Origin of the sequence: Pseudomonas sp. NFACC02 (assembly GCF_900110765.1) — a bacterium.
GTDB lineage: Bacteria > Pseudomonadota > Gammaproteobacteria > Pseudomonadales > Pseudomonadaceae > Aquipseudomonas.
This window is the reverse complement of sequence record NZ_FOEO01000013.1, coordinates 13,376-39,394: the sequence shown is the minus strand read 5'-3', so window position 1 is coordinate 39,394 and position 26,019 is coordinate 13,376. Positions and strand designations below refer to the sequence as shown.

The following is a 26,019-nucleotide window of genomic DNA, read 5'->3' as shown; positions in this document are numbered from 1 at the left end:
CCGACTCCTGTAGGAGCTGCGCGAGGTTACGAGAGTGGCGAATGCGGTGTGTCAGGCCAAACGCGTTCGCCACCGTCGTAACCTCCGGCAGCTCCTACAGGTATTGAGTCGCTGGACTAAGGCACCAGAATAATCGACCCGGTCGTGCGTCGTGCCGACAGTTCGGTGTGTGCCTGGGCCGCATCCTTCAAATCGAATTTTTTCAGGTCATCCACCTTGACCTTGCCGCTGGTCACCATCGCGAACACTTCGTCGGCCATCGCCTGCAAGGCTTCCGGGGTATTGGCGTAGGAGCCGAGGGTCGGGCGGGTCACGTACAACGAGCCTTTCTGCGCCAGGATCCCCAGGTTCACCCCGGTCACTGCGCCTGAAGCGTTGCCGAAACTCACCAATAGGCCGCGCAGTTCCAGGCAGTCCAGTGAGGTTTCCCACGTATCTTTGCCGACACCGTCGTAGACCACCGGGACTTTCTTGCCGTCGGTCAACTCAAGCACGCGCTTGGCCACATCTTCCTTGCTGTAGTCGATGACTTCCCACGCGCCGTTCGCCTTGGCGTGGGCCGCTTTCTCTGGCGAGCTGACCGTGCCGATCAGCTTCACGCCCATGGCCTTGGCCCACTGGCAGGCGATGGAGCCCACGCCCCCGGCGGCGGCGTGAAACAGGATGGTTTCCTCGGGACGAATCTCGTACGTCTGGCGAAACAGGTACTGCACCGTCAGGCCCTTGAGCATGATCGCGGCGGCTTGCTCAAAGCTGATGTCGTCCGGCAGTTTGACCACGTTGGCACCCGGCGTCAGATGCAGGTCCGCGTAGCTGCCCAGCGGACCCGTGCCGTAGCCCACGCGGTCACCGACTTTGACGTGGGTGACCTCTGCGCCCACAGCCTCGACCACGCCTGCGCCTTCATTCCCCAAGCCCGATGGCATCGAGGCAACGGGGTACAGTCCGGTGCGGAAATAGGTTTCGATGAAGTTGACGCCAATCGCTTTGTTGCGCACGAGCACTTCTTTCGGACCGGGAGCGGCCGGTTCGAAGTCAACGTACTCAAGAACTTCAGGGCCGCCGTGGGTGCGGAACTGGATACGCTTTGCCATTTGCTTTCTCCGTCATGGATCGAAACTGCATGGATCAACTGAAGCTTGCAAGGAGGCTATCGGACTCCTTCGTTTGCGCTTCGTCAACTGCGGCACCGGCCAAGCCGGTGATATGCTACGCGCCACTTTCGCGGCAGCGTTTTGATGAGCGGCGGTCTTCCCGGTGGCAGACTGCGCCCTGAACGATGCTCAAAAACACCGGTTTCACGTTCTTTCAAGGTACTGCCATGTCCTTTCGCACCGATGCCGTCAAAGCCTACCTGCTGGATCTGCAAGACCGGATCTGCGCCGCGCTGGAACAGGAAGACGGCAGCGCACGTTTTGTCGAAGACGCCTGGGAGCGACCCGCCGGTGGCGGCGGACGGACCCGGGTGATCGAGAACGGCGACGTCATCGAAAAAGGCGGCGTCAACTTCTCCCATGTCTTCGGCGCAGGGCTCCCGCCCTCGGCCAGTGCTCATCGTCCGGAACTGGCCGGCCGTGGCTTTGAGGCATTGGGCGTGTCGCTGGTCATGCACCCGCACAACCCACATGTTCCGACCTCACACGCCAACGTGCGTTTCTTCATTGCCGAAAAAGAAGGTGAAGAACCGGTCTGGTGGTTCGGCGGTGGCTTCGATCTGACGCCTTACTACGGCGTCGAAGAGGACTGCGTACACTGGCACCGGGTCGCCGAGCAGGCCTGCGCGCCGTTTGGCGCCGACGTCTATCCGCGGTACAAGGCTTGGTGCGACCGTTACTTCCATATCAAGCATCGCAACGAGCCGCGCGGCGTGGGCGGTCTGTTCTTCGATGATTTGAACGAGTGGGACTTTGATACCAGCTTCGCTTTCCTGCGCGCCATCGGCGATGCCTTTGTGGACGCCTACCTCCCCATCGTGCAGCGTCGCAAGGCCACGCCTTACACGGCACAGCAGCGCGAATTCCAGGAATTCCGACGCGGGCGTTATGTGGAGTTCAACCTGGTGTATGACCGCGGCACGCTGTTCGGGCTGCAATCGGGTGGGCGTACCGAGTCGATTCTCATGTCCCTGCCGCCGCAGGTTCGCTGGGGTTACGACTGGAAAGCCGCGCCGGGCAGCGAAGAAGCGCGCCTGACCGAATACTTTTTGCAGGATCGCGACTGGTTGGGTCTAGTGCCTGCGTCGGCTTGAAAACGCATCGCCCCTTTCGCGAGCAAGCTCGCTCCCACAGGTGTATGACAGGAGTGCTTGCTGATTTCCGGCTCTCCCCGCTCCACTGTGGGAGTGAGCTTGCTCGCGAAGCGGGCGTGACAGACCACTGAATCTCTGGAGACTGACTCCAGTTCTGGAATACACATGGACCACTACGTCGTCTTCGGCAACCCGATTGCACACAGCAAGTCACCGCTGATTCATCGCCTGTTTGCCGAGCAAACCGGTCAGGCACTGGATTACCAGACCGCCTTGGCGCCACTCGATGACTTCACGGCCTTCGCCAGGCAGTTCTTCGAGTCTGGACTTGGCGCCAACGTCACGGTTCCGTTCAAGGAAGAGGCTTTCCGTCTGGCCGACCAATTGACTGAGCGCGGTCGCCGGGCGGGTGCGGTGAACACCCTGGCGAAGCAGGCCGATGGCAGCCTGTTGGGTGATAACACCGACGGTGCCGGCCTTGTGCGCGACTTGAAGGTCAATCATGGCGTGACGCTCAAGAACAAGCGCGTGCTGTTGCTGGGGGCTGGCGGGGCTGTACGGGGTGCGCTGGAGCCGTTGCTGGCCGAAGAGCCCTACGTACTGGTCATCGCTAACCGCACAGTGGAAAAGGCCGAACGGTTGGCACAGGAGTTTGCGGACATCGGCCCGGTGCTGCCGGCCGGCTACGACTGGCTTGAGGAGCCCGTGGACATCATCATCAACGCAACCTCAGCGAGCCTTTCGGGGGAGCTGCCGCCGATTGCGCCGAGCCTGATTCAGCCGGGCGAAACCTTTTGCTACGACATGATGTACGCCAAGGAGCCCACCGCGTTCTGCCGCTGGGCGACTGAGCACAAAGCCGGGCGAGCCGTGGACGGTCTGGGGATGCTGGTCGAGCAAGCGGCGGAAGCCTTCTTCCTGTGGCGCGGCGTGCGCCCGGATTCAGCACCGGTGCTGGCCGAGTTGCGGCGGTTGATGGCTGAGGGTTGACGTGCCGAACGGAAGGCAGGCAAGGCGTTAATCTCCCTGCGCTGCTGACCTTTGTAGGAGCCAGCAAGCCGGCTCCTACAGGATCAGGGCAACCTTGAGTTCAGGGAAACCCGAGGTAGCTATTGATGCTTACAACTTGGCTTTCACCGCTGGCAGGGCATCCTTGTCGTCGATGGTCTTTACACCGCTCAACCACTTCTCAAGCACCGCCGGATTTTCCTTGAGCCAGGCTTTGACCGCGTCGGTATTGCTGACCTTGTTGTCCACCACGTTTTTCATGATGGTGTTTTCCATGTCCTGCGTGAACATCAGGTTGGAAAACAGCTTGGCCACGTTAGGGCAGGCATCGGCGTAGCCCTTGCGGGTCACGGTGTAGACGCTGCCAGTGTCACCGAAGTACTTCTCGCCACCTTTGAGGTAGTGCATGCCTTTGATCTGCACGTTCATTGGGTGCGGCGTCCAGCCCAGAAACACCACGAACTCCTTCTTCTTCACGTTGCGCTGCACTTCCGCCAGCATCGCCTGTTCACTGGACTCAATCAGCTTCCAGTCGCCCAGATCGAACTCGTTCTTCTTGATGATTTCCTGAATCGACGCGTTGGCCGGAGCCCCCGAACCGATGCCGTAGATCTTCTTGTGGAACTTGTCAGCGAACTTGTTCAGGTCGGCAAAGTTATGCACACCCGCGTCGTAGACGTAGTCAGGTACGGCGAGGGTGAATTCGGTGCCCTCGAGGTTCTTGGCGTATTGCGTCACATCGCCGGTGGCGATGAACTTGTCATAAAAGCCCTGCTGCGCAGGCATCCAGTTGCCCAGAAAAACGTCCATTTGACCGTCTTTGAGACCACCATAGGCAATCGGCACTGCCAGCGTATCGACCTTGGTTTTGTAACCCATGCCGTCGAGCAAAAAGCTCGCCGTGGCATTGGTTGCAGCGATGTCGCTCCAACCTGGATCGGCCATCCTGACCGTACTGCAGCTTGCATCAGCGGCGTGTGCTACGACGCTGCTCAAGCTCATCACCGCAACCGCCAGCGTTGTGAACAACTTTTTCATGGTGTGCCCCTTTTTGGTTTTCTAGGTGTTGGCAGGGTTCAAGGTTGTGGATAACGGGCCTTGCGCTCCAGATCGTCGAGATCGATATGGTTGCGCATGTATTGCTGACTGGCGTCTACCAGCGGCTGGTGATCCCAACTCTTCAGCTTGCCTAGGGCCAGCGACGTGGCGACGAAACGCCGACGACGCTGGCTGGCGAGCACCTGGTGGTGTATCGCCGGAATGTCCCACTTGGCCTTCGCTTCGGCCAGGAACGCGTTGAACAGGTCGCGATGAGCCTCGGACTGGCTCAGCTCTTCCTGCTCTTTCGGATCGTTGTGCACGTCATACAGCAGACATGGATCTTGTTCCGAATACATGAATTTGTAAGCGCCGCGCCGAATCATCATCAGCGGACTGTTCGTGCCTTCGGCCATGTATTCGCCGAACACTTCGTCATGGCCGCCCGTGCCATGCAAGTGCGGCAGCAACGAACGGCCGTCCAGCGGAAGGCCTGGTTCAAGCTCGCCTTGCGCCATCGCGACGAACGTCGGCAACAGGTCTGCGGTGGACACGGCGGCCTTCACGCGGCCAGCCTTGAACTGCCCCGGAGCGTAGACGAGCAACGGCACGCGGGCGGACATTTCAAACCAGTGCATTTTGTACCAGAGGCCACGTTCGCCGAGCATGTCGCCATGGTCGCCAGAGAATACGATGATCGTGTCCTCGGCCAGGCCGGTGTCTTCCAGGGTCTGGAGCAGCTTGCCGACGTTATGGTCGATGTAGCTGCACGCGCCGAAGTAAGCGCGGCGAGCGTCGCGGATTTTATTCTCCGGCAGCGGCTTGTCCCACAGGTCGTAGACCTTGAGCAGGCGTTGGGAGTGCGGGTCCTGATCGGCCTGCGCGGGCGGTGCAGGCGGCATGGGGATCTCGTCGTCGGTGTAGAGATTCCAGAACGATTTGGGGATGGTGTACGGGTCGTGAGGGTGGGTCATCGACACGGTCAGGCAGAACGGCTGGTCGCCGTCTTCACGCACATGGTCGAAGAGGTACTGTTGGGCCTTGAAGACCACTTCTTCGTCGAAGTCCAGCTGGTTGGTCCGCACGCAGGGGCCGGCTTGCAGCACCGACGACATATTGTGGTACCAGGTCGGGCGAACGTCAGGCTCGTCCCAGTTCACCGCCCAGCCATAATCGGCCGGATAGATGTCGCTGGTCAGCCGTTCTTCATAACCGTGCAGCTGATCGGGACCACAGAAATGCATCTTGCCCGACAGCGCCGTGCGATAGCCAAGACGGCGCAGGTAATGGGCATACGTCGGGACATCTGCCGGGAAGTCGGCAGCGTTGTCATACGCACCGATCTTGCTAGGCAGCTGACCGCTGACAAGCGTAAAGCGCGACGGAGCGCACAGCGGGCTGTTGCAATAAGCAGCGTCGAACACCACGCCCTCAGCGGCGAGGCGGCTCAAATTCGGCATCTTGATTGGAGATGAGGCGTAAATCGGCAACATCGGCGCGGCCATCTGATCGGCCATGATGAAAAGAATGTTCTTGCGCTTCATGTCTTCGCGGCATTCCATAGTGAATATTTATGCGAAATTGCTGTACCAGAGAATGAGACCCATGGGATCAGCGGTAAAGCCCATAGAACGCAATGCCTAGGATAAGCCACGCTTATGTTTGAATCCCTCGGTGACATGTCGTTGGACCTGATGCGCGGTTTCGAAGCCGCCGCGCGCTTGCGCAGCTTTACGGCAGCGGCCATAGAGCTGGGTACCACTCAACCTGCGATTAGCCAGCAAATCAAAAGGTTAGAAGAACAACTGGCAACGCGCCTGTTCGATCGCATATACCGAGGCATCGAACTCACCGATGCCGGTGAAATTCTGTTCAGTCATGTACAGGCCGGGTTGCAGTCGATGGATGCCGGTCTGAATCTCATCACCGAGCAACATCAACATGAGGTGTTGCAGGTCGCCACCGACTTCGCGTTCGCGGCGTATTGGCTGATGCCGCGTCTGCACCGCTTTCATAAAGACAATCCGGATGTTGACGTCAGCCTGGTGACCAGTGAGCGCAGCCACAGCATGTTGCGGGCGGATATCGATGTGGCGGTATTGTTCGGGGACGGGCGCTTCAAGCAGGGCGAAAGTCACTGGTTGTTCAGCGAGGAAGTGTTTCCGGTTTGCAGCCCAAAACTCGTGGGTTCACGTCCCCTGCCCTTGCCGACCGAAGCGCTGAGGGAGTTTCCCTTGCTGCACTTGCGAGGTGAGACCAGCACCAACTGGTTCGACTGGAACGGCGTGTTCCGAGCGCTCAACATTGCCAAGGCGCCCGCGCCCGGACAGCTGCGGTTCGACAACTACACGTTGCTGATTCAGGCGGCGATTGGCGGCCAGGGCGTCGCGATCGGCTGGCGGCATCTGGTAGACGATCTGTTGGAACAAGGCTTGCTGTGCCGTCCCATTGAAGCGACGGCCATCTCGGGTTACGGGTATTACATCGTCTTGCCGCAGCGAAAACGACGGGTGCAGATCGTCCAGCGGTTCGTCGACTGGTTGAAAAGTGAGCAATCGCTGAGCGGCGATTCGTTGGTCGGCAAGCCGATGCCTTCCATCGCGATTTAGAACCAGCCGAATGCACAATGGCTTTGCCGGGTTGAGGGACAACACCCTGTCAGTTGTTCAGGAAGTAGCGGTGACACCGTTACACGGTGGAAGCGAGCTTGCTCGCGAAGGGGCCGGTGCATCCGCTGCATCAGCAGGGGCTGTACCATTCCCTTCGCGAGCAAGCTCGCTCCCACAGGATTTATATCGTTAGCAAGAATGCGTCGGGATCAGTCCAAAACACCGTCCAGACAGCTTTGTCTTCAGGACACACGGGCCTTACGCACGCCTTCGGACAGCTCGGAACACAGCTTGAGAACACCGCTGACCGCTTGATCAGCTGACTGCGCATTGGCGATCTGATCGATCAGTGCTGAGCCCACCACCACACCTTCGGCGACGCGGGCGATGGCGGCAGCCTGGTCCGGTGTGCGAATGCCGAAGCCGATGCTGATGGGCAGATCGGTATGGCGGCGCAAGCGCGTCACCGCTTCCTTCACGTGTTCAATGGTCGCCGCGCCCGCACCCGTTACACCGGCCACCGACACGTAGTAAACGAAACCCGAACTGCCATTGAGAACCGTCGGTAGACGGTTGTCATCGGTGGTCGGCGTGGTCAGGCGGATGAAGTCCAGGCCCGCGTCCTGCGCCGGGTCGCACAGCTCGTTGTTGTGCTCAGGAGGGAGGTCCACAACGATCAGACCGTCGACACCGGATTCACGTGCTTCGGCGATAAAACGCTCGACGCCATAATTGTGAATCGGGTTGTAGTAACCCATCAGTACCAACGGTGTCGTGCTGTCTTCGACGCGGAATTCGCGAACCATCTGCAGGGTTTTCGCCAGATTCTGCTTGGCGTCCAGCGCGCGAATGTTTGCCAGCTGGATCGCCGGGCCGTCGGCCATCGGGTCGGTGAAGGGCATGCCCAGTTCGATCACATCGGCACCGGCTTTTGGCAGGCCTTTCAGGATCGCCAGCGAAGTGTCATACGCCGGGTCGCCTGCGGTGATGAATGTCACCAGGGCGGCACGGTTTTGTTCTTTGAGGTCGGCAAAGCGCGTTTGCAGGCGGCTCATCAGTGTTTCTCCTGCTTGGACAGATCCAGATGGTGCATGACGGTTTGCATGTCCTTGTCGCCGCGACCGGACAGGTTGACCACCATCAGGTGATCTTTAGGCAGTGTTGGCGCGCGCTTGAAGACTTCAGCCAAGGCGTGAGCGCTTTCCAGCGCAGGGATGATGCCTTCCAGACGGCAGCACTGGTGGAACGCGGCAAGGGCTTCATCGTCCGTGACCGAGGTGTATTCAACGCGGCCAATGTCGTGCAACCACGCGTGCTCAGGCCCAATGCCCGGGTAGTCCAGGCCGGCAGAAATCGAGTGCGCGTCGATGATCTGACCGTCGTTGTCCTGCAGCAGGAACGTACGGTTGCCGTGCAGTACGCCCGGAACGCCGCCGTTCAGGCTCGCCGCGTGCTTGCCGGTTTCAATGCCGTGGCCGGCCGCTTCGACGCCAATGATCCGCACGGTGGTGTCATCGAGGAACGGGTGGAACAGGCCCATGGCGTTGGAGCCACCGCCGATGCACGCCACCAGGCTGTCCGGCAGGCGGCCTTCCTGGGCTTGCAACTGCTCGCGGGTTTCCTTGCCGATCACGGCCTGGAAATCGCGGACCATCGCAGGATAAGGGTGCGGACCGGCGACGGTGCCGATCAGGTAGAACGTGCTGTCGACGTTCGTCACCCAGTCACGCAGGGCTTCGTTCATCGCGTCTTTCAGTGTGCCAGTGCCCGCCACGACCGGGATTACCGTGGCGCCCAGCAATTTCATGCGGAACACGTTGGCCTGCTGGCGCTCGATGTCGGTGGTGCCCATGTAGATCACGCATTCCAGGCCAAAGCGCGCGGCCACGGTGGCGGTCGCCACGCCGTGCATGCCGGCGCCGGTTTCGGCAATGATGCGCTTCTTGCCCATGCGGCGGGCCAGCAGGATCTGACCGATGCAGTTGTTGATCTTGTGCGCGCCGGTGTGGTTCAGCTCTTCGCGCTTGAGGTAAATCTTGGCGCCGCCGCAGTGCTCGGTCAGACGCTCGGCGAAATACAGCGGGCTTGGACGACCCACGTAATCGCGCTGGAAGTAGGCCAGTTCCTTGAGGAAGGCAGGGTCTTCTTTTGCCGCCTCGTACTCGCGGTTCAAGTCGAGGATCAGTGGCATCAGGGTTTCGGCTACGTAGCGACCGCCGAACGCGCCGAACATGCCACGCACGTCCGGGCCATTGCGATATTGGGTCTGAGTCTGGGACATCGGAACCTCCGAGGTGACGAATGGGGTGAGCCGTTGAGGCAGTGAACACACTTTAACCAGCGCCAAGGCCGATGAAAACCGATAAGATCGACGCGACCTGTCAGGAAAACTCACAGATACCATGAGCCGAGACCTTCCCCCGCTGAACGCACTGCGCGCCTTCGAAGCCACTGCCCGCCTTAACAGCGTCAGTCAGGCAGCGGAGCAGTTGCATGTCACGCATGGCGCCGTCAGCCGACAGTTGAAAGTGCTGGAGGAACACCTTGGCGTCAGCCTGTTCAGCAAGGAGGGTCGCGGCCTGAAACTCACAGATGCAGGCATTCGACTGCGGGACGCCAGCGGCGAAGCGTTTGATCGACTGCGCAGCGTTTGCGCGGAATTGAGTCAAGGCAGCGCCGATGCGCCGTTCGTCCTTGGCTGTTCCGGGAGTTTGCTGGCTCGATGGTTCATTCCTCGGCTGGGAAGGCTGAACAATGACCTTCCTGATCTGCGGCTGCATCTGTCCGCTGGTGAAGGCGATCTCGATCCACGGCGTCCCGGTCTGGACGCGTTGCTGGTATTCGCAGAGCCACCCTGGCCTTCAGACATGCAAGTCTTCGAGCTGGCAAGCGAGCGGATCGGCCCGGTGTTGAGCCCGCGTTTCGCACGGTTCGACGCACTGCGCCAAGCGCCCGCGCATGCGCTGCAGGACGAGCCTCTGCTGCAAACGATGTCGCGGCCTCAAGCATGGCCCAGTTGGGCGAAGCACAACGGCATCGATCCCGACGCGCTGCACTACGGTCAGGGTTTTGAGCACCTGTATTACTTGCTGGAGGCCGCCGTTGCGGGCCTTGGAGTCGCCATCGCGCCAGAGCCGCTGGTCGCGGACGATTTGAAGGCAGGACGCCTCGCTGCGCCATGGGGTTTCAGCGAAACCCCGGCGCAACTGGCGTTGTGGGTACCCAAACGTGCCGCCGACGGGCGCGCGCAGCAATTGGCCCAATGGCTCAGGCGAGAGCTGACACGTTCAGGTCAGGCGTAATCAGTTACCGCGCTTGCACATCAAGTAGGCCGCCAGCAGACCGATCGCGCCCACGGCGACGCCAGCAGTAGTCCAAGGGTGCTCTTGAGCGTAATCACGCGTGGCGACGCCGGTTTCGCGTGTTTTCACCTTGACGTCTTCATAGACATCGCTCAGCAGGCTGCGCGAATGGCTCAGTGCGCTCTCGGCATTGGCCTTCAAAGCTTTCAAGGTTTTGCGCGACTCGTCCGAAGCGTCCGACTTCAAGCTCTCCAGCGACTTGAGCAGACTTTCGATCTCGGCTTCCATGCTTTGCAAAGACGCTTTACGGGATGACGTGAATGCCATGATTTGACTCTCCTGCAGTGATGAGTGGCGTGTGTTGTTTCCGACTACAGGGTTCTCAGAAAGTGCAGTACCGTTTCGACGAGGCGCTTTTTATGAACTTTTCAGCCCTCTCGTGCGCCTCACAGTTAGGCAACCCACACCGGATGTCAGCAGCGGATTCGCAGCTACGCTCCAATCGAAGACCACTTGAGGAACACTGCCATGACCGATCACCACACTTACAAGATGCTCGAACTCGTCGGCTCGTCGACCACCAGTACCGACGATGCGATTCAGAATGCGATTGCACAGGCCGCCAAGAGCGTCAAACTGATGGAATGGTTCGAAGTGCTGGAGACCCGCGGGCACATTCAGGACGGCAAAGTGGCGCATTTCCAGGTCACGATCAAAGTGGGATTCCGCATCGATAACAGCTGATCAACCTGAACTTTTAGACTGGCCGAGTGCCACAACCTTCGCTATACATACTCCGCCGTTCGTGAATTCGGACGCGTGGACTCTGTGACGGGCCGCTGATCACCAGCGGCCTCTTACGCTTTGAAGTGCGCCTGACGAGGGAGTGTGACCGATGAAGAAGATTCTTTTGGCGGTTGGGTTGTTGAGTATTGCGGGCACCACCTTTGCAGCCGGAAAGTCGTGTGATGACGTGAAGGCGGACATCGACGCGAAGATCAAGGCCAAAGGTGTGTCGTCCTACACCTTGGAAGCTGTAGACAAAGGCAGCGCCGCGGACGGAAAGGTCGTAGGCACCTGCGACGGCGGCAGCAAGGAAATCGTCTACAAACGCGGCTGATTCGGCCCGTTGTGCACATAAAAAACCGACGCATGTGGCGTCGGTTTTTTATTTCTGCTCCTACACTCTCCGCGCTAACCCTGCGCAACCTGCGCCAGAACCTCGTAAGAGCGCAGGCGATCGGCATGCTCATACATGTCACAGGTGAAAATCAGCTCGTCGGCGTCGGTCTGTTCCAGCAAAACATCCAGCTTGGCGCGGATCTTTTCCGGGCCGCCGACCATCGCAAGGCCCAGGAAATCCATCACCGCTTCGCGCTCATGGGGCAGCCACAGGCCGTTCATGCTCTCGACCGGGGGTTTCTGCATCAGGCTCTGCCCGCGCATCAGGTTGAGAATGCGCTGGTACACCGACGTCACCAGGTATTCCGCCTGCTCGTCCGTATCGGCGGCCGCCAACGGCACGCCCAGCATGACGTAGGGCTTGTCGAGCACCTCGGAAGGCTGGAAGTGATTGCGATAGACCCGGATGGCCTCATGCATGTAACGCGGCGCAAAATGCGAGGCGAAGGCATACGGCAGGCCTCGCTGGCCGGCCAGCTGTGCGCTGAAGAGGCTCGAACCCAGCAGCCAGATCGGCACGTTGGTGTTGGTGCCTGGCACGGCGATCACGCGTTGGTGAGGTTGGCGTGGGCCAAGGTAGCTCATGAGCTCCGCAACGTCGTCAGGGAAGTCGTCAGCACTGCCGGAGCGTTCACGGCGCAGGGCGCGAGCGGTCATCTGATCGGAGCCCGGCGCGCGGCCCAGACCCAAGTCGATACGGCCCGGAAACAGGCTGGCCAGCGTACCGAACTGCTCAGCGATCACCAGCGGCGCGTGATTGGGCAGCATGACGCCGCCCGAGCCGACGCGGATGGTCGAGGTGCCGCCCGCCAGATACGCCAGCAGCACGGACGTCGCGGAGCTGGCGATACCGTCCATGTTGTGGTGTTCGGCAACCCAGAATCGGTTGTATCCCCATTTTTCAACGTGTTGGGCCAGGTCCAGCGAGTTACGCAGCGAGACGGCCGGGCCTTTGTCCTCACGTACGGGCACCAGATCGAGGGTGGAAATCTTCACATCAGCTAATCGTTTCATAGGCCGTTGTTGATCCTCTTGGGGCTTTTGTCTGGCGCCTGGATCGTTCGAGGCGTGAGAACTGAGCCGGTGTTAAGCCTAAATATTTGCGTTAAGCCATAGGATAAGGCCGGATTCTGAGGTTGCAATGGTCAGAGAGAAAATTCCTACTAATTTGGTCGGATTTTCCCTCACGCAAAAAGCGCAAATTAAGCACGCGTGTCATAACCGTTGAACTAACTCCCGCCTACACTCCTCAGACTTTTGGTCCATGTGCGATCACTCGCACTTTTTCTTTCATGAGGAGACACCATGAGCATCGTCAAGAAAGCATCCGCCCACTGGGAAGGTGACCTGAAATCAGGTATCGGTAGCATCTCCACTGAAACCGGCGTACTGCGCGAGGCCCCTTACGGCTTCAAGGCCCGCTTCGAAGGCGGTAAAGGCACCAACCCGGAAGAACTGATCGGCGCAGCCCACGCAGGTTGCTTCTCGATGGCCTTGTCGATGATCCTCGGTGGGGCGAATCTGAAAGCCGAGAGCATCGACACTCAGGCTGAAGTCACGCTGGATCAGGACGGTGAAGGTTTCTCGATCACTGCTGTTCACCTGATCTTGAAAGCCAAAGTGCCAGGCGCGACGCAAGCGCAATTTGATGAGCTGACAAAAAAAGCCAAAGAAGGCTGCCCGGTTTCCAAGGTACTGAATGCCAAGATCACCCTGGATGCCACGCTGGTGAGCTGATCCAGCGCTGAGGAATACCCGATGACCCGCACCTGCGGGTCATCTGCGTTTTGGGCCTGGGAGAACCGGCTCGTCGCGGCATGGTCATATGCAGCGCCGATGCGAATCGCACGGCATCGAAGGAGTCGAACATGAAACGCATCGCCGCAACCCTGATCATCAGTGCACTGACCACCAGCGTGTTCGCTGCTCCCAAACCCTGCGAAGAACTCAAGGCCGAGATCGAAGCCAAGATCCAGGCGCAGAACGTCAGTTCATACACGCTGGAAATCGTCAGCAACGAAGAGGTTCATGACCAGAACATGGTCGTGGGCACCTGTGAGAACGGCACGAAAAAGATCATCTATCAGAAGAATGATCGGTAAGTGTGTCAATGACGCATGCCCTCGTGGGAGTGAGCTTGCTCGCGAAGGGCCCGTTACACCCACGACGTTTCCGGGCCTTTAACTCAGTATTCGCGAGCAAGCTCACTCCCACAGATCATCACTCCGCGGAAACCGGGTTGTGATGAGGGATGTCACGGAATACAGAAAATCTCACCCTCTTGCGCCAATACCTGGCGCTGCTCGTCCCGCAACTGGGCATCGATGCTGTTGGCGATGTGGCGCACGTCGAGGCGATAACGGTGGCCCGCTTCGAAATGGTCGTAATTGATGGTGACGTAGCAAGTCAGCTCGTTGTAGATATCCATCGAAAGCCCTAGCCCACCGGGCGCGTACTCATAGTCGTAGCGCACTTCGAGCTTGTGTTTGCCAGGGGTGACCTGAAAATAGCGGCCATCCGCCGTACGCACGCCGTCGAGCTTATCCGCCATCAGCGTCTTGCCGGTGTACGTGTGCAGGTCCACCCAGGCTTTTTGCGGATCGACCGCAGGCAGCGGCCCTGCGCATCCAGCCAACAGACTCAGGGCGATGATCGACAGGGGCAGGCGCATGACGGACTCCGCATTCGGGCAGATGACGATGATGGTTGCGTCAGACGCCGGCTCTGCGGCATAACGCTGAGCGTGAGCAATCTGGGTATTTTCTACGTTAAGGCCGCTGGATGAATCGATTCAAGATCACGTGGTTCCGGCGCGGCGTGCCGATGCTGGCGATTTTACTCCTCAGCGGCTGTTCCAGTCTTTCCTATTACACGCAGTTGGCGAGCGGTCAGCTGGCGTTGCTCAGGGCCCGGGAGCCGGTGAGCGAGATCGTCGCCGATCCACAGCGCGACCCGAAACTGCGTGAACGGCTGCTCAAGTCTCAACAGGCCCGTGAGTTCGCCAGCCGGCACCTTCACCTGCCAGACAATCAAAGCTACCGGTTGTTTGCCGACATCCATCGGCCTTACGTGGTCTGGAACGTCTTTGCCACGGGCGAGTTCTCTCTCGATCCGGTGACGCATTGTTTTCCCATCGCCGGTTGCGTCGCCTATCGCGGTTACTACGACCAGAATGCGGCGCGAGGAGAAGCGGCGTTGCAGAAACTCGACGGCAAGGATGTGTATGTCAGCGGTGTCGAGGCGTATTCCACGCTGGGCTGGTTCAACGACCCGATCATCAGTTCGATGATGAACTGGGGGGATGAACGTCTGGCGACCTTGATCTTTCACGAACTGGCGCACCAGCGGTTTTATGTGAAGGACGACAGCGAATTCAACGAGTCCTACGCCACCTTCGTCGAGCAGGAAGGCACCCGGCAGTGGCGCGCGGCGCGAGGGTTGCCACCGGAGACTGCATCGTCGGAGACACAACGCCGTGATCAACTCACGCAGTTGGTGCTCAATACCCGGGATCGTCTCAAAGCGCTGTACGCCGAGCCTCTTGGGGCCGACGTCATGCGCCAGCGCAAGGCGGCGGAATTCGAGCGTCTGCGCAGTGAGTACCGACAACTGCGCGACAGCCAGTGGGGCGGCGACAAGCGATTTGACGCATGGGTATACGCCCCCATGAACAACGCCCGATTATTGCCGATCGGGCTCTACGATCAGTGGGTGCCGGCGTTCGAGGCTTTGTTCAGGCAGGTGAACGGCGATTGGCCGTCGTTCTACACAGCCGTGGAAAAGATGGGCGGCTTGCCCAAGGAAGAACGCAAGGCTGCGCTGGAGCGGTTGGCAAAACCTGGAGCCTGACCTCGGACCTGTAGGAGCGCGCTTGCCCGCGATTGCGGCCTTCCTGAAACATCAATGCCGGATGACACACCGCAATCGCGGGCAAGCGCGCTCCTACAATGGGAAGTGGTGCGGTCAGGATTTGAGAAACGCCTGATGCAGCGCCTTCAGCGACTCAAAGTGATACGTCGGCGCTTCGGCTTCGAGTTCTTCGCGGCTGCCAAACCCATAGCCCACTGCCGCGACGTCCAGCCCGTTGCGTTTGCCGCCAATCAGGTCGTGCTTGCGGTCGCCGATCATCAACGTCTGTTTGGGATCGAGTTTTTCTTCGTCCAGAAGGTGGCGAATTAACTCGACCTTATCGGTTCGCGTGCCGTCCAGTTCGCTGCCATAGATCAGTTTGAAGTGCCGGGCAAAGTCGAAATGCCGCGCGATTTCATGGGCGAATACCCAAGGTTTGGACGTCGCAATGAACAAGGTACGGCCTTGATCGGACAGCAAATCGAGCAGTTCGAACACGCCATCGAACACGAGGTTTTCGTACAGACCGGTGACCTTGAAACGCTCACGATAGAACCCGACCGCCTCCCACGCCTTGGCTTCATCGAAATCGTAGGCACGCATGAATTGCTGCAACAGCGGCGGACCGATGAAGTGCTCAAGGCGGGTGATGTCGGGCTCGTCGATGCCCAGTTTGCTCAGGGCGAACTGAATCGAACGGGTGATGCCTTCGCGGGGATCGGTCAGCGTGCCGTCCAGGTCGAACAGAATATTCCGGTAATGCATGGGTTCCCTCTTGAACGTGCTCAGGGCTTGTCGAAACCTTCGGCCAGATGTTGATCCTTGAGCTTTACGTAATTGGTTGCGCTGTAGGGGAAGAAGGCGATTTCCTTCTCGGTCAGCGCACGGACCTGTTTCACAGGGCGACCGACATACAGAAAGCCGCTTTCCAGACGCTTGCCCGGCGGCACCAGGCTGCCAGCACCAATGATCACTTCGTCTTCGACGACGGCGCCGTCCATGATCGTGCTGCCCATCCCGATCAGGATACGGTTGCCGATGGTGCAGCCGTGCAACATGACTTTGTGGCCGATGGTCACTTCGTCGCCGATCAGCAGCGGGAAACCGTCCGGGTTGAAAGGCCCGGCGTGGGTGATGTGCAGCACGCTGCCGTCCTGGACACTGGTGCGGGCGCCGATACGGATGCGGTGCATGTCGCCGCGAATCACCGTCAGGGGCCAGACGGAGCTGTCGGCGCCGATCTCGACATCGCCGATGACGACGGCCGAATGATCGACAAACGCCCTGTCGCCAAGGGCCGGTGTGTGGTTCTGGAACGTGCGAATAGCCACAATAGGCTCCTTCTCTGGCGCTGATAGCTGCGGTCAGCGCCGATTGTAATTAAGATGCGCAGGTGTTTCTTCCAGCCAAGGTGCCAAACCGTGAGCGCGAACAACCCTCTTTTGCAATCCTACGACCTGCCACCTTTCTCGGCGATCCGCGCCGAGCACGTAAAACCTGCCATTGACCAGATTCTTGCCGACAACCGCGCCGCGATTGCCGACATCCTCGCCAAGCAAGGCAAGCAGCCTACATGGGCTGGCCTGGTATTGGCGATGGACGAACTGAACGACCGTCTGGGCGCGGCCTGGAGCCCGGTCAGCCACCTGAACGCCGTGTGCAACAGCGCCGAACTGCGCGAAGCCTATGAGTCGTGCCTGCCTGCACTGAGCGCGTACTCCACGGAAATGGGCCAGAACCGCGAGCTGTTCCAGGCGTTCGAAGCCCTGGCCAACAGCCCGGAAGCCGCCGGTTTCGATGTGGCACAGAAAACCATTCTGGAACACTCGCTGCGTGACTTCCGTCTGTCGGGCATCGACCTGCCACCCGAGCAACAGAAGCGTTATGCCGAGGTGCAGAGCAAGCTGTCGGAGCTGGGCAGCCAGTTCTCCAATCAGTTGCTCGATGCGACTCAAGCCTGGACCAAGCACGTCACGGACGAAGCGGCGCTCGCCGGTCTGACCGACTCGGCCAAGGCGCAGATGGCGGCGGCGGCCAAGGCCAAAGACCTCGACGGTTACCTGATTACCCTGGAGTTCCCGAGCTATTACGCGGTGATGACCTACGCCCAGGATCGTGCGCTACGTGAAGAAGTCTACGCAGCCTACTGCACTCGCGCGTCGGACCAGGGCCCGAATGCCGGTCAGAACGACAACGGCCCGGTGATGGAGCAGATCCTCGACCTGCGTCAGGAGTTGGCAAAGCTGCTGGGCTTCGCGAGCTTCTCGGAGCTGAGCCTGGCGACCAAGATGGCCGAATCCAGCGATCAGGTACTGAGTTTTCTGCGCGACCTGGCCAAACGCAGCAAGCCGTTCGCCGCCCAGGACCTGCAACAGCTGAAAGCCTACGCCGCTGAACAGGGCTGCCCTGACCTGCAAAGCTGGGACAGCGGATTCTACGGCGAGAAGCTGCGTGAGCAGCGTTACAGCGTGTCTCAGGAAGCACTGCGCGCCTACTTCCCGATCGACAAGGTGTTGACCGGGTTATTCGCGATTGTGCAAAAACTGTACGGCATCGAAATCGCCGAGCAGAAAGGCTTCGACACCTGGCATCCCGACGTTCGCCTGTTCGAAATCAAGGAAAACGGTCAGCACGTCGGCCGCTTCTTCTTTGACCTCTATGCCCGCGCCAACAAGCGTGGTGGTGCATGGATGGACGGCGCACGTGACCGTCGTCGCACGTCGACAGGCTCGCTGCAAAGCCCGGTTGCCAATCTGGTGTGTAACTTCACCCCGGCGACTCCCGGCAAACCTGCCCTGCTGACCCACGATGAAGTGACGACGCTGTTCCACGAATTCGGTCACGGGCTGCATCACCTGCTGACCCGCGTCGAGCACGCAGGTGCCTCGGGCATCAATGGCGTGGCGTGGGATGCGGTCGAGCTGCCCAGTCAGTTCATGGAGAACTGGTGCTGGGAGCCGGAAGGTCTGGCGCTGATCTCCGGCCACTACGAAACCGGCGAGCCGCTGCCACAGGACCTGCTGGAGAAAATGCTCGCAGCGAAGAATTTCCAGTCGGGCCTGATGATGGTCCGTCAGTTGGAGTTTTCGCTTTTCGACTTCGAACTGCACGCCACCCATGGCGACGGTCGTACCACGCTGCAAGTGCTGGAAGGCGTGCGCGACGAGGTGTCGGTGATGCGTCCGCCGGCATACAACCGCTTCCCTAACAGCTTCGCGCATATCTTCGCGGGTGGTTACGCAGCCGGTTACTACAGCTACAAGTGGGCTGAAGTGCTGTCGGCAGACGCCTTCTCCAGGTTCGAAGAAGACGGCGTGCTCAATGCCGAAACCGGTCGGGCGTTCCGTGAAGCGATTCTGGCGCGTGGCGGTTCTCAGGCGCCGATGGTGCTGTTCGTCGACTTCCGGGGACGCGAGCCTTCGATTGACGCACTCTTGCGCCATTCCGGCTTGAGTGAGGAAGCGGCAGCATGACCGATACACCGCACGTGATCACCAAGAAACGCTTCATCGCCGGGGCGGTCTGCCCGGCGTGCAGCGAGCCCGACAAGTTGATGATGTGGAGCGAGGACGACGTGCCTCATCGCGAGTGCGTCGCCTGCGGGTATTCCGACACGCTCAATGCCCAGGGTCAGTCGATCCCGAGAGAACTGGGAACACGCGTCAACAAGGCGCCTGTCAAACCGGCTGATCCGAAGGTTCAGGGTGTGCAGTTCTTTCCGAATCCGAAGTTGAAAAAGCCTGTGGATCCGAGTTAGGGAAAAACCTGGAAAACCCGGTCATCCTCGCTCGCGAGGATGACCGGGATCGGCGCTGAAAGCGTTTGGCGCTAAACGTTACAACCGCCACAGAATCGTCTGTACCCCCACCACATCGGTCTTCTGAAACCAGCCCTTGATCGCACAACCGGCAAACGCGCTGGTGCTGCATGCGCCGCTATTGAGCGCCGTCCTCAGAGCATCCACATCGACCTTGTTGATGTAATCGATGCCGTGCTTGAGGTTGTCTTCGTCGCCATATCCGCCGTGCTCCATCTCATCGAGCGCTGCCTGTTTGCTCCAGCCTTGCACGACAATCCGATACATCGCCGCCACCAGACCGGTGCGATCCAGGCCATGCTTGCAGTGAATCAGCACTGGCCCGTTTTGCTGTGCGTTCTGTATCGCCCGCAGGCTTTCAATCATGTCGGCATCGTCGACATGCACCGTTTGCAGTGGAATTTGCACCTGCGCGATCGAGGGGTCTGACAGCCACTTGTTGTCGCTTTGCTTTATGAAGTTCACGACCGTGTGCACGCCGAGTTGTTCGAGCAATGGCTGCGCGGCAGCGTCCGGCTGGCGACTGCGGTACAGCGTCGGTGTGATGCGATAGAGGTTGTAATGAGGGTCTATCGGCTGCGCCCACTGGCTTGGGCGTACCGTAGGCGTGGGTAGAGAATCGTCGGCCCGGGCAGGCCCGGAGAGGGCAAGCGTTAACAGGCTGGCAACCAGCGGAGCAAACAAGCGAATGCGCATCGAAGACATACCGTTCGAACGAAGCGTTAGGAGGTCCGCAGAGTCTCTGTTGCGCAGGGTCAAGGCGATGTGAGGGATATGTAAAAAGTTTGTAGAACGGCGAACGGCCTGCGTGCCGCTTATCAGCGTACTGAAGTTTCTGCGACATGAGCATGGAGGGCGCCGGATTTCCACTGTACTGTATGTATAAACAGTAATGGGAAAGCTCGCATGTCCACTTCACTTCCCCCTCGCGGTCGCGGCACCGCCACCAATCCGCATAACCGCTTTGCGCCGAATCGCTCAGTGGCGGAGGACGACGGCTGGTATCAGGAGGTGCCTGTGACCCAAGGCACCACCGTCATGCTGGAAACCGCCAAAAGCATCATTGCGCGCAACTCCTCGCCGGACATTCCTTTCGATCGCTCGATCAATCCGTATCGTGGTTGTGAACATGGTTGTATTTACTGTTATGCGCGGCCCAGTCATGCCTATTGGGACATGTCACCGGGGCTGGATTTCGAGACGAAGCTGATCGCCAAGACGAACGCTGCGGCGTTGCTGGAGCAGCAACTGTCCAAGCCGGGCTACAGCGTTGCGCCGATTACGCTGGGTGCCAACACCGACCCGTATCAGCCCATCGAGCGTGAATACAAGATCACCCGCGCCACGCTCGAAGTGCTGCTGCGCTACCGTCATCCGGTCACGATCATTACCAAAGGCTCGTTGATTCTGCGCGACCTGGACCTGTTGGCCGAACTGGCAAAGCAGCGGCTGGTCTCGGTGTTTATCAGCCTGACGTCACTGGACGACGAGCTCAAACGCATCCTCGAACCGCGCGCTGCGGCGCCCAGGGCCCGATTGCGGGCGATCAGGGTGCTGCGTGACGCAGGCATCCCGGTGGGCGTGCTGCTGGCGCCGATGATCCCCATGATCAACGACATGGAGCTTGAAACGCTGATGAGCGAGGCCAAAGCCGCCGGCGCCTTGAGTGCGAGTTACGTGATGCTGCGGCTGCCGCTGGAGGTCGCGCCGCTGTTCGAGGAATGGTTGCAGGCACACTATCCGCAACGCGCCGAGCACGTGATGAGTCTGGTCCGGCAGAGTCGTGGCGGTCAGGTGTACGACAGCCGGTTCGGCTCGCGCATGCGAGGCGAAGGGGTATTCGCCGAGTTGCTTGCTCAGCGCTACAGTATTGCGGTGAAGAAACTGGGCCTTAACGCGCGCGACAGTTTCAGACTCGATTGCGAGGCGTTCTGTCCACCGGGCGGGCAGATGTCGCTGTTGTGACTCGCGTGGCGTCTCAACTGTGTTGCGGTTGTCTGTAGACGTGCTGAGATTAAGATTTTCTTAAGCAAGACCCGCGAGCTAGAGCGATGCATTCAGTTTCAATTAAGTTTGGGCCGTTAGGGTAACTGCAAGTGACCGGCTGGTCGCGTGCAAAGGAATTGTCCGTAATGCCAGAAAAAAGTGGGTCGTCCACCGGGAAACACGGGAATATCCACTTCAATCCGACAGTGAGGATCAGACATGAGTAACCAGGATAAGCCGCAGTCGGCCGCCTCGGCTGGCGCTTCGACTACAGAATCCGCCGATGTAGCACTGCAGCACATCGTTGATGGCTTCAAGCACTTCCGCCACGATGTTTTCCCTCAGCAGGAAGAGCTGTTCAAGAAGCTCGCGACTGCACAGCATCCAAAAGCGATGTTCATCACATGCGCCGATTCGCGCATCGTCCCTGAACTCATCACCCAAAGCTCGCCCGGCGATCTGTTCGTAACGCGTAACGTCGGTAACGTGGTGCCGCCTTACGGGCCGATGAACGGCGGTGTTTCAACGGCCATCGAATACGCTGTGCTGGCGCTGGGTGTGCAGCACATCATCATTTGCGGGCATTCCGATTGCGGTGCCATGCGTGCCGTACTCAATCCGGACACCCTGGAAAAGATGCCGACGGTAAAAGCCTGGTTGCGTCATGCCGAGGTCGCCAAGACCGTGGTGCAGGACAATTGCAGCTGCACCGGCGAGCACGAAACCATGCACGTGCTGACCGAAGAGAACGTCATCGCGCAGTTGCGCCATTTGCAGACGCATCCTTCGGTGGCATCGAAGATCGCCGCGGGCCAGTTGTTCATTCATGGCTGGGTGTACGACATCGAAACCAGTGAAATCCGGGCTTACGATGCCGAGCAAGGGACGTTCCTGGCGCTCGACGGCGAACACTCCATTCCAATGGCGACGCCCCGAAAGCGCTATTGACGATCAGCGACTGATCACACCCAAGAGCCTGTGAATCCACTTCACAACTGACGGTTCGAACCTCATTCAAGCTCGTAGCGGCCGCGCTTTGCGCGTGCCGTCGGGCGTTGTCACGTCTGAAGAATTACCGGAGAGTCGTCATGGCTACTACAGATCTCAAATCCTTGTTACCACGGGAGCTGCTGGCTTCCGTGGTGGTGTTTCTGGTGGCGCTGCCACTGTGCATGGGTATCGCCATCGCGTCGGGCATGCCGCCCGCCAAAGGCCTGATTACCGGCATCATCGGCGGCCTGGTCGTCGGTTGGCTGGCGGGCTCGCCGTTGCAGGTCAGCGGCCCGGCGGCGGGTCTTGCGGTGCTGGTGTTCGAGCTGGTGCGTGAGCATGGAATGGCGATGCTTGGGCCGATTTTGCTGCTGGCCGGCGCGCTGCAACTGCTGGCCGGTCGTTTCAAGCTGGGCTGCTGGTTTCGCGTGACGGCGCCCGCCGTGGTCTACGGGATGCTCGCCGGGATTGGCGTGTTAATCGTACTTTCCCAGGCCCATGTGATGTTCGACGCCGGACCGAAACCTTCCGGGCTGGATAACCTGATCGCCTTCCCGCAGACCCTGTTGGGCGCTGTCGGTCCCGGCAGCGGCATGCAAGCCGGTTTGCTCGGCCTGGGCACCATCGCGGTGATGTGGCTGTGGGAAAAGCGTCGGCCTCATGCGCTGCGCTTTGTGCCGGGCGCGCTGCTGGGCGTGGGGATCGTTACTGCGGTCAGTCTGTTCATGAGCTTGCAGGTCAAGCGCGTCGAAGTGCCGGCCAACCTCGCTGAAGCCATCGACTGGCTGCGTCCTGCCGATCTGCTGAACCTGGCGGACCCTGCGATCCTGATCGCGGCGATTGCGGTGGCATTCATTGCCAGCGCCGAGACGCTGTTGTCTGCGGCTGCGGTCGATCGCATGCATGACGGCCAGCGTTCGGATTTCGACAAGGAACTCAGTGCTCAGGGTGTTGGCAATATGCTCTGCGGCCTGGTCGGCGCGCTGCCGATGACCGGCGTGATCGTGCGCAGCTCGGCCAACGTGCAGGCCGGCGCCAAGACTCGCCTCTCGGCGATGTTTCATGGCCTGTGGTTGCTGGCGTTCGTGTTGCTGCTGTCCAGCGTGCTGCAGAGCATTCCGGTGGCCAGTCTGGCGGGCGTGCTGGTGTACACCGGTTTCAAACTGGTGGACCTCAAGGCGCTGCGTGGGCTGGGTCGTTATGGTCGCATGCCGATGTTCATCTACGGCGCGACCGCGTCGGCGATCATCCTCACGGATCTCCTGACGGGCGTGCTGATCGGCTTCGGATTGACATTGGTGAAGCTGGCGCTGAACGCCTCCCGGTTGAAAATCAACCTGGTGGACCTGGAAGCCGAAGGCGAGATGGAGCTGCGTCTGAACGGCGCCGCGACGTTTCTCAAGGTGCCGGCGTTGACGCAGGCGTTGGGGGCCGTGCCGCCAGGCACCACCCTGCATGTGCCGCTGAGCAACCTGACTTACATCGACCACTCCTGCCTTGAGTTGCTGGAGGAATGGGGTCGCGCCAATGCGGCGCAGGGCTCGCGTCTGCTGCTGGAGCAACGCCTGCTCAAGCGTCGCGTCGAAGGGCGGATCCGCACGTCGATTGGCGGCGCGGCGTTGCATTGATTTCTGAGTAAGCCTGCCCTCCACCCTCCCCTGTGGGAGCGAGCTTGCTCGCGAAGCGACATTTCAGCCGACAGATGGGTGTCGGTTGTACTGGCCTCTTCGCGGGCAAGCGCGCTCCTACATGGGTGGGTGAGTCCAGGTCATCAGTCCTTCGAACATTCCATCTCAAGCCCTACCCCCAACTGGCGAGACAGGCTCGGCCAGCGCTTCCATGCCGCTTCGGTATCGGGGCTGGCGAGTTGGTCGCGGTAGGCTTCTACCGATTCCAGCGAGAAACTGTCTTCGTCCAGCAACTCATCGATGGCGTGATGCACCACTTCATCGAGCTGGTTGGCGAAGTCTTCCCCGATCAACTGATGTGCAATGACGCTGGCGACGGTGGTGTTCACCGGGATCAGTGGCTGACCGAAATGCACGATGTACAGATCGTTGATCTCTTCCACCAGACGGTGCGCGAGGTAGGCTTCGTCTAGCAGGCCATCCAGGCCTTCATGACCGGCCATGATGGCCGGTGGCGCGCTGAAGAACTGTTCGGCGATTTTCAGCACGGGTTTGATCTGACTCTCGATCCCCGCTCGCAGCGCTACGTCGTGGGCAGCGTCCAGCACGTCCGGAACCTGTTGGATGTAGGCGATGACAAAACGCGCCAATACGCCTCTGGCATCCACATCGGGCAAATGGATGGCGGGGTGCAGATGGGGAAGTTGTAATTCGAGTTGGCGCAATAATTGACCGGTCTGGATCTCGTGTTCCTGTGCTCGTGTGATCTGCTCGCGCAACGCGGCGGTGTTCATGAATGCTCCATAAGGCAATAAAACCAAAATGACATTATAGGGGAAGTCATACGTTAGCCTGCCTGTCGAGGAGGTTAAGACGTAATTGTCATAAGGGTTTCATGGTTATGTGCATCCGCTATTAAAAGGCCACTTTTGTCCGATTTCCCCGGTTTTTTTCAATAAATGCGCGTGCATATAGCTCGCTTTGGCGGATTCTCCAGTGCATTGCGGACCGATTGCCCGTGTCTATACTCGGGGTTGTGATGAATTGGCTGATGAAACTGGAATGTGACGCTGGCCTGGCCCCGGTCCTCTAGCTGCTTACCTGACCGCTCCCTCGCCCGCACAGGCATTTGTGACGACTTTGCGCACGGCATTGTTTTCACCCCGCCTGAAATGACTGCTGGCTAATAAGAAGAACAAGAGGGAACCCGCAATGATGCGACATCCACACGTCTGGATGGGCCTCCTATTGTGGTCGGTATTCGGTCAGGCGCAGGCCGCCTGGACCACGAATATGGCACCTGGAGCGACCGAAGTCAGTCACGAGGTCTTCGACCTGCACATGACCATTTTCTGGATCTGTGTGGTGATCGGAATCATCGTGTTCGGCGCGATGTTCTGGTCGATGATCGTTCATCGGCGCTCGACCGGGCAGGTCGCCGCCAAATTCCACGAAAGCACCACGGTGGAAATTCTCTGGACCGTCGTGCCCTTGTTGATCCTGGTCGTCATGGCAATCCCCGCGACCAAGACCCTTATCCAGATGTATGACAACACTGAATCGGCGCTGGATATCCAGATCACCGGCTACCAGTGGAAGTGGCAGTACAAGTACCTGGGTCAGGACGTCGAGTTCTTCAGCAACCTGGCCACCCCCGCCGATCAGATCCACAACAAGGAAGCCAAGGGCGAACACTACCTGCTGGAAGTGGATCAGCCGTTGGTGGTGCCTGTGGGGGTGAAAATCCGTTTTCTGGTGACGGCCGCCGACGTTATTCACTCCTGGTGGGTGCCTGCTTTCGCGGTCAAGCGCGACGCCATTCCCGGTTTCGTCAATGAGGCCTGGACCCGGATCGAGAAGCCCGGGATCTATCGTGGCCAATGTTCGGAACTGTGCGGCAAGGACCACGGCTTCATGCCCATCGTGGTTGAGGCCAAGACGCAGGCCGATTACGACACCTGGCTGGCCGGGCGCAAGGCCGAATCCGCCAAGCTCAAGGAACTGACCAGCAAGGACTGGACGCTTGAAGAGCTGGTTGCCCAAGGGGACAAGGTCTATCACACGACCTGTGTCGCCTGTCACCAGGCCGAAGGCCAGGGCCTGCCACCGATGTTCCCGGCCCTTAAAGGCTCGAAAATCGTCCTGGGCCCGAAAGAAGATCACCTCGCCATCGTATTCAACGGCCGACCGGGTACGGCGATGGCGGCGTTCGGCAAGCAGCTTTCGGAAGTCGATATCGCCGCCGTTGTCACCTACGAACGCAACGCGTGGGGCAACAACAAGGGCGACATGGTGACCCCGAAAGACGTGCTGGCGCTGAAGCAGGCGGCCGCGAAATGAATACCCGTCAATGTTTCGTAGG

27 protein-coding genes are annotated in these 26,019 nt (G+C 59.6%); 15 read left to right on the top strand and 12 right to left on the bottom strand.

Going from position 1 to position 26,019, the window contains the following annotated elements; translation table 11 throughout:
- Window positions 1-116: 116 nt before the first annotated feature.
- Entirely contained in the window at window positions 117-1,094 is a 978-nt protein-coding gene (locus tag BMY73_RS13290) for an NADPH:quinone reductase (protein WP_092407613.1), read from the bottom strand.
- 227 nt (window positions 1,095-1,321) lie between these two features.
- Between BMY73_RS13290 and hemF the strand changes: the two genes are divergently transcribed.
- Window positions 1,322-2,248 (top strand): oxygen-dependent coproporphyrinogen oxidase, encoded by a 927-nt coding sequence (gene hemF / locus BMY73_RS13285; RefSeq protein ID WP_092407702.1) that lies wholly within the window; start codon window positions 1,322-1,324, stop codon window positions 2,246-2,248.
- A 165-nt stretch (window positions 2,249-2,413) separates the two neighbouring features.
- Window positions 2,414-3,238 (top strand): shikimate dehydrogenase, encoded by an 825-nt coding sequence (gene aroE / locus BMY73_RS13280; RefSeq protein WP_092407611.1) that lies wholly within the window; start codon window positions 2,414-2,416, stop codon window positions 3,236-3,238.
- 129 nt (window positions 3,239-3,367) lie between these two features.
- Here the strand turns inward: aroE and choX are convergent, their stop codons facing one another.
- Both choX and betC read right to left on the bottom strand, forming a co-directional pair.
- Window positions 3,368-4,294, bottom strand: a complete 927-nt coding sequence (gene choX, locus BMY73_RS13275) for a choline ABC transporter substrate-binding protein (protein ID WP_062386313.1) — start codon at window positions 4,292-4,294, stop codon at window positions 3,368-3,370.
- Window positions 4,295-4,332: 38 nt separating this feature from the next.
- Window positions 4,333-5,838, bottom strand: coding sequence for a choline-sulfatase (betC, locus tag BMY73_RS13270; RefSeq protein ID WP_092407609.1), 1,506 nt, complete (start codon window positions 5,836-5,838; stop codon window positions 4,333-4,335).
- Between the two features lie 114 nt (window positions 5,839-5,952).
- Between betC and BMY73_RS13265 the strand changes: the two genes are divergently transcribed.
- Complete coding sequence (locus BMY73_RS13265) at window positions 5,953-6,903, top strand: choline sulfate utilization transcriptional regulator (RefSeq protein WP_062386320.1); 951 nt, start codon at window positions 5,953-5,955, stop codon at window positions 6,901-6,903.
- A 242-nt stretch (window positions 6,904-7,145) separates the two neighbouring features.
- Here the strand turns inward: BMY73_RS13265 and trpA are convergent, their stop codons facing one another.
- Both trpA and trpB read right to left on the bottom strand, forming a co-directional pair.
- Window positions 7,146-7,958, bottom strand: coding sequence for a tryptophan synthase subunit alpha (gene trpA, locus BMY73_RS13260; protein ID WP_062386321.1), 813 nt, complete (start codon window positions 7,956-7,958; stop codon window positions 7,146-7,148).
- The gene (gene trpB / locus BMY73_RS13255; RefSeq protein WP_062386324.1) at window positions 7,958-9,184 is read right to left on the bottom strand and encodes a tryptophan synthase subunit beta; all 1,227 of its coding nucleotides are present in this window, start codon (window positions 9,182-9,184) and stop codon (window positions 7,958-7,960) included. The genes trpA and trpB overlap by 1 nt, the downstream gene beginning before the upstream one ends.
- A 121-nt stretch (window positions 9,185-9,305) precedes the next feature.
- On the opposite strand from trpB, the gene BMY73_RS13250 reads away from it, so the two are divergent.
- The gene (locus BMY73_RS13250) at window positions 9,306-10,205 is read left to right on the top strand and encodes a LysR family transcriptional regulator (RefSeq protein WP_092407607.1); all 900 of its coding nucleotides are present in this window, start codon (window positions 9,306-9,308) and stop codon (window positions 10,203-10,205) included.
- Here BMY73_RS13250 and BMY73_RS13245 read toward each other — a convergent pair whose 3' ends face one another.
- A complete protein-coding gene (locus BMY73_RS13245; RefSeq protein WP_062386328.1) occupies window positions 10,206-10,532 on the bottom strand; it encodes an ElaB/YgaM/YqjD family protein in 327 nt (108 codons plus the stop codon). It abuts the gene before it with no gap.
- Window positions 10,533-10,733: 201 nt separating this feature from the next.
- Here BMY73_RS13245 and BMY73_RS13240 point away from each other — a divergent pair, with 201 nt between their 5' ends.
- Window positions 10,734-10,949 (top strand): dodecin, encoded by a 216-nt coding sequence (locus BMY73_RS13240; RefSeq protein ID WP_062386331.1) that lies wholly within the window; start codon window positions 10,734-10,736, stop codon window positions 10,947-10,949.
- Between the two features lie 151 nt (window positions 10,950-11,100).
- On the top strand, window positions 11,101-11,325 hold the full coding sequence (locus BMY73_RS13235) for a DUF1161 domain-containing protein (protein WP_062386334.1): 225 nt from the start codon (window positions 11,101-11,103) through the stop codon (window positions 11,323-11,325).
- Between the two features lie 74 nt (window positions 11,326-11,399).
- Here BMY73_RS13235 and BMY73_RS13230 read toward each other — a convergent pair whose 3' ends face one another.
- Complete coding sequence (locus tag BMY73_RS13230; protein WP_092407605.1) at window positions 11,400-12,401, bottom strand: LLM class flavin-dependent oxidoreductase; 1,002 nt, start codon at window positions 12,399-12,401, stop codon at window positions 11,400-11,402.
- 291 nt (window positions 12,402-12,692) lie between these two features.
- Between BMY73_RS13230 and BMY73_RS13225 the strand changes: the two genes are divergently transcribed.
- Entirely contained in the window at window positions 12,693-13,124 is a 432-nt protein-coding gene (locus BMY73_RS13225) for an OsmC family protein (RefSeq protein ID WP_092407603.1), read from the top strand.
- A 131-nt stretch (window positions 13,125-13,255) separates the two neighbouring features.
- Complete coding sequence (locus BMY73_RS13220) at window positions 13,256-13,489, top strand: DUF1161 domain-containing protein (protein WP_062386342.1); 234 nt, start codon at window positions 13,256-13,258, stop codon at window positions 13,487-13,489.
- 152 nt (window positions 13,490-13,641) lie between these two features.
- Here the strand turns inward: BMY73_RS13220 and BMY73_RS13215 are convergent, their stop codons facing one another.
- Entirely contained in the window at window positions 13,642-14,058 is a 417-nt protein-coding gene (locus tag BMY73_RS13215; protein ID WP_092407601.1) for a PA0061/PA0062 family lipoprotein, read from the bottom strand.
- Between the two features lie 110 nt (window positions 14,059-14,168).
- On the opposite strand from BMY73_RS13215, the gene BMY73_RS13210 reads away from it, so the two are divergent.
- Window positions 14,169-15,236: an aminopeptidase gene (locus BMY73_RS13210; RefSeq protein WP_092407599.1), complete on the top strand. Its 1,068-nt coding sequence runs from the start codon at window positions 14,169-14,171 to the stop codon at window positions 15,234-15,236.
- A gap of 114 nt (window positions 15,237-15,350) precedes the next feature.
- Here BMY73_RS13210 and BMY73_RS13205 read toward each other — a convergent pair whose 3' ends face one another.
- Window positions 15,351-16,001, bottom strand: a complete 651-nt coding sequence (locus tag BMY73_RS13205; RefSeq protein WP_092407597.1) for an HAD family hydrolase — start codon at window positions 15,999-16,001, stop codon at window positions 15,351-15,353.
- 20 nt (window positions 16,002-16,021) lie between these two features.
- Window positions 16,022-16,567: a gamma carbonic anhydrase family protein gene (locus BMY73_RS13200; RefSeq protein WP_092407595.1), complete on the bottom strand. Its 546-nt coding sequence runs from the start codon at window positions 16,565-16,567 to the stop codon at window positions 16,022-16,024.
- A 90-nt stretch (window positions 16,568-16,657) separates the two neighbouring features.
- Here BMY73_RS13200 and prlC point away from each other — a divergent pair, with 90 nt between their 5' ends.
- Together prlC and BMY73_RS13190 are read left to right on the top strand one after the other, a co-directional pair.
- Window positions 16,658-18,709 carry an oligopeptidase A gene (gene prlC / locus BMY73_RS13195; protein ID WP_062386355.1) on the top strand — a complete coding sequence of 684 codons (2,052 nt, stop codon included), beginning with the start codon at window positions 16,658-16,660 and terminating at the stop codon, window positions 18,707-18,709.
- A complete protein-coding gene (locus BMY73_RS13190; RefSeq protein ID WP_092407593.1) occupies window positions 18,706-18,993 on the top strand; it encodes a YheV family putative zinc ribbon protein in 288 nt (95 codons plus the stop codon). Before prlC ends, BMY73_RS13190 begins: the two co-directional genes overlap by 4 nt.
- A gap of 78 nt (window positions 18,994-19,071) precedes the next feature.
- On the opposite strand, the gene BMY73_RS13185 is transcribed toward BMY73_RS13190, so the two are convergent.
- On the bottom strand, window positions 19,072-19,758 hold the full coding sequence (locus tag BMY73_RS13185; protein ID WP_371914975.1) for a dual specificity protein phosphatase family protein: 687 nt from the start codon (window positions 19,756-19,758) through the stop codon (window positions 19,072-19,074).
- Window positions 19,759-19,959: 201 nt separating this feature from the next.
- Between BMY73_RS13185 and BMY73_RS13180 the strand changes: the two genes are divergently transcribed.
- From BMY73_RS13180 to BMY73_RS13170, 3 genes are all read left to right on the top strand, one after another.
- Window positions 19,960-21,018, top strand: coding sequence for a PA0069 family radical SAM protein (locus BMY73_RS13180; RefSeq protein ID WP_092407589.1), 1,059 nt, complete (start codon window positions 19,960-19,962; stop codon window positions 21,016-21,018).
- 240 nt (window positions 21,019-21,258) lie between these two features.
- The gene (locus BMY73_RS13175) at window positions 21,259-21,987 is read left to right on the top strand and encodes a carbonic anhydrase (RefSeq protein ID WP_062386366.1); all 729 of its coding nucleotides are present in this window, start codon (window positions 21,259-21,261) and stop codon (window positions 21,985-21,987) included.
- A gap of 140 nt (window positions 21,988-22,127) precedes the next feature.
- Window positions 22,128-23,657: a SulP family inorganic anion transporter gene (locus BMY73_RS13170; protein ID WP_092407587.1), complete on the top strand. Its 1,530-nt coding sequence runs from the start codon at window positions 22,128-22,130 to the stop codon at window positions 23,655-23,657.
- A gap of 143 nt (window positions 23,658-23,800) precedes the next feature.
- Here the strand turns inward: BMY73_RS13170 and BMY73_RS13165 are convergent, their stop codons facing one another.
- The gene (locus BMY73_RS13165; RefSeq protein WP_092407585.1) at window positions 23,801-24,451 is read right to left on the bottom strand and encodes a hypothetical protein; all 651 of its coding nucleotides are present in this window, start codon (window positions 24,449-24,451) and stop codon (window positions 23,801-23,803) included.
- 418 nt (window positions 24,452-24,869) lie between these two features.
- Here BMY73_RS13165 and coxB point away from each other — a divergent pair, with 418 nt between their 5' ends.
- Window positions 24,870-25,997, top strand: coding sequence for a cytochrome c oxidase subunit II (gene coxB, locus BMY73_RS13160; RefSeq protein ID WP_092407583.1), 1,128 nt, complete (start codon window positions 24,870-24,872; stop codon window positions 25,995-25,997).
- Window positions 25,998-26,019: the final 22 nt, after the last annotated feature.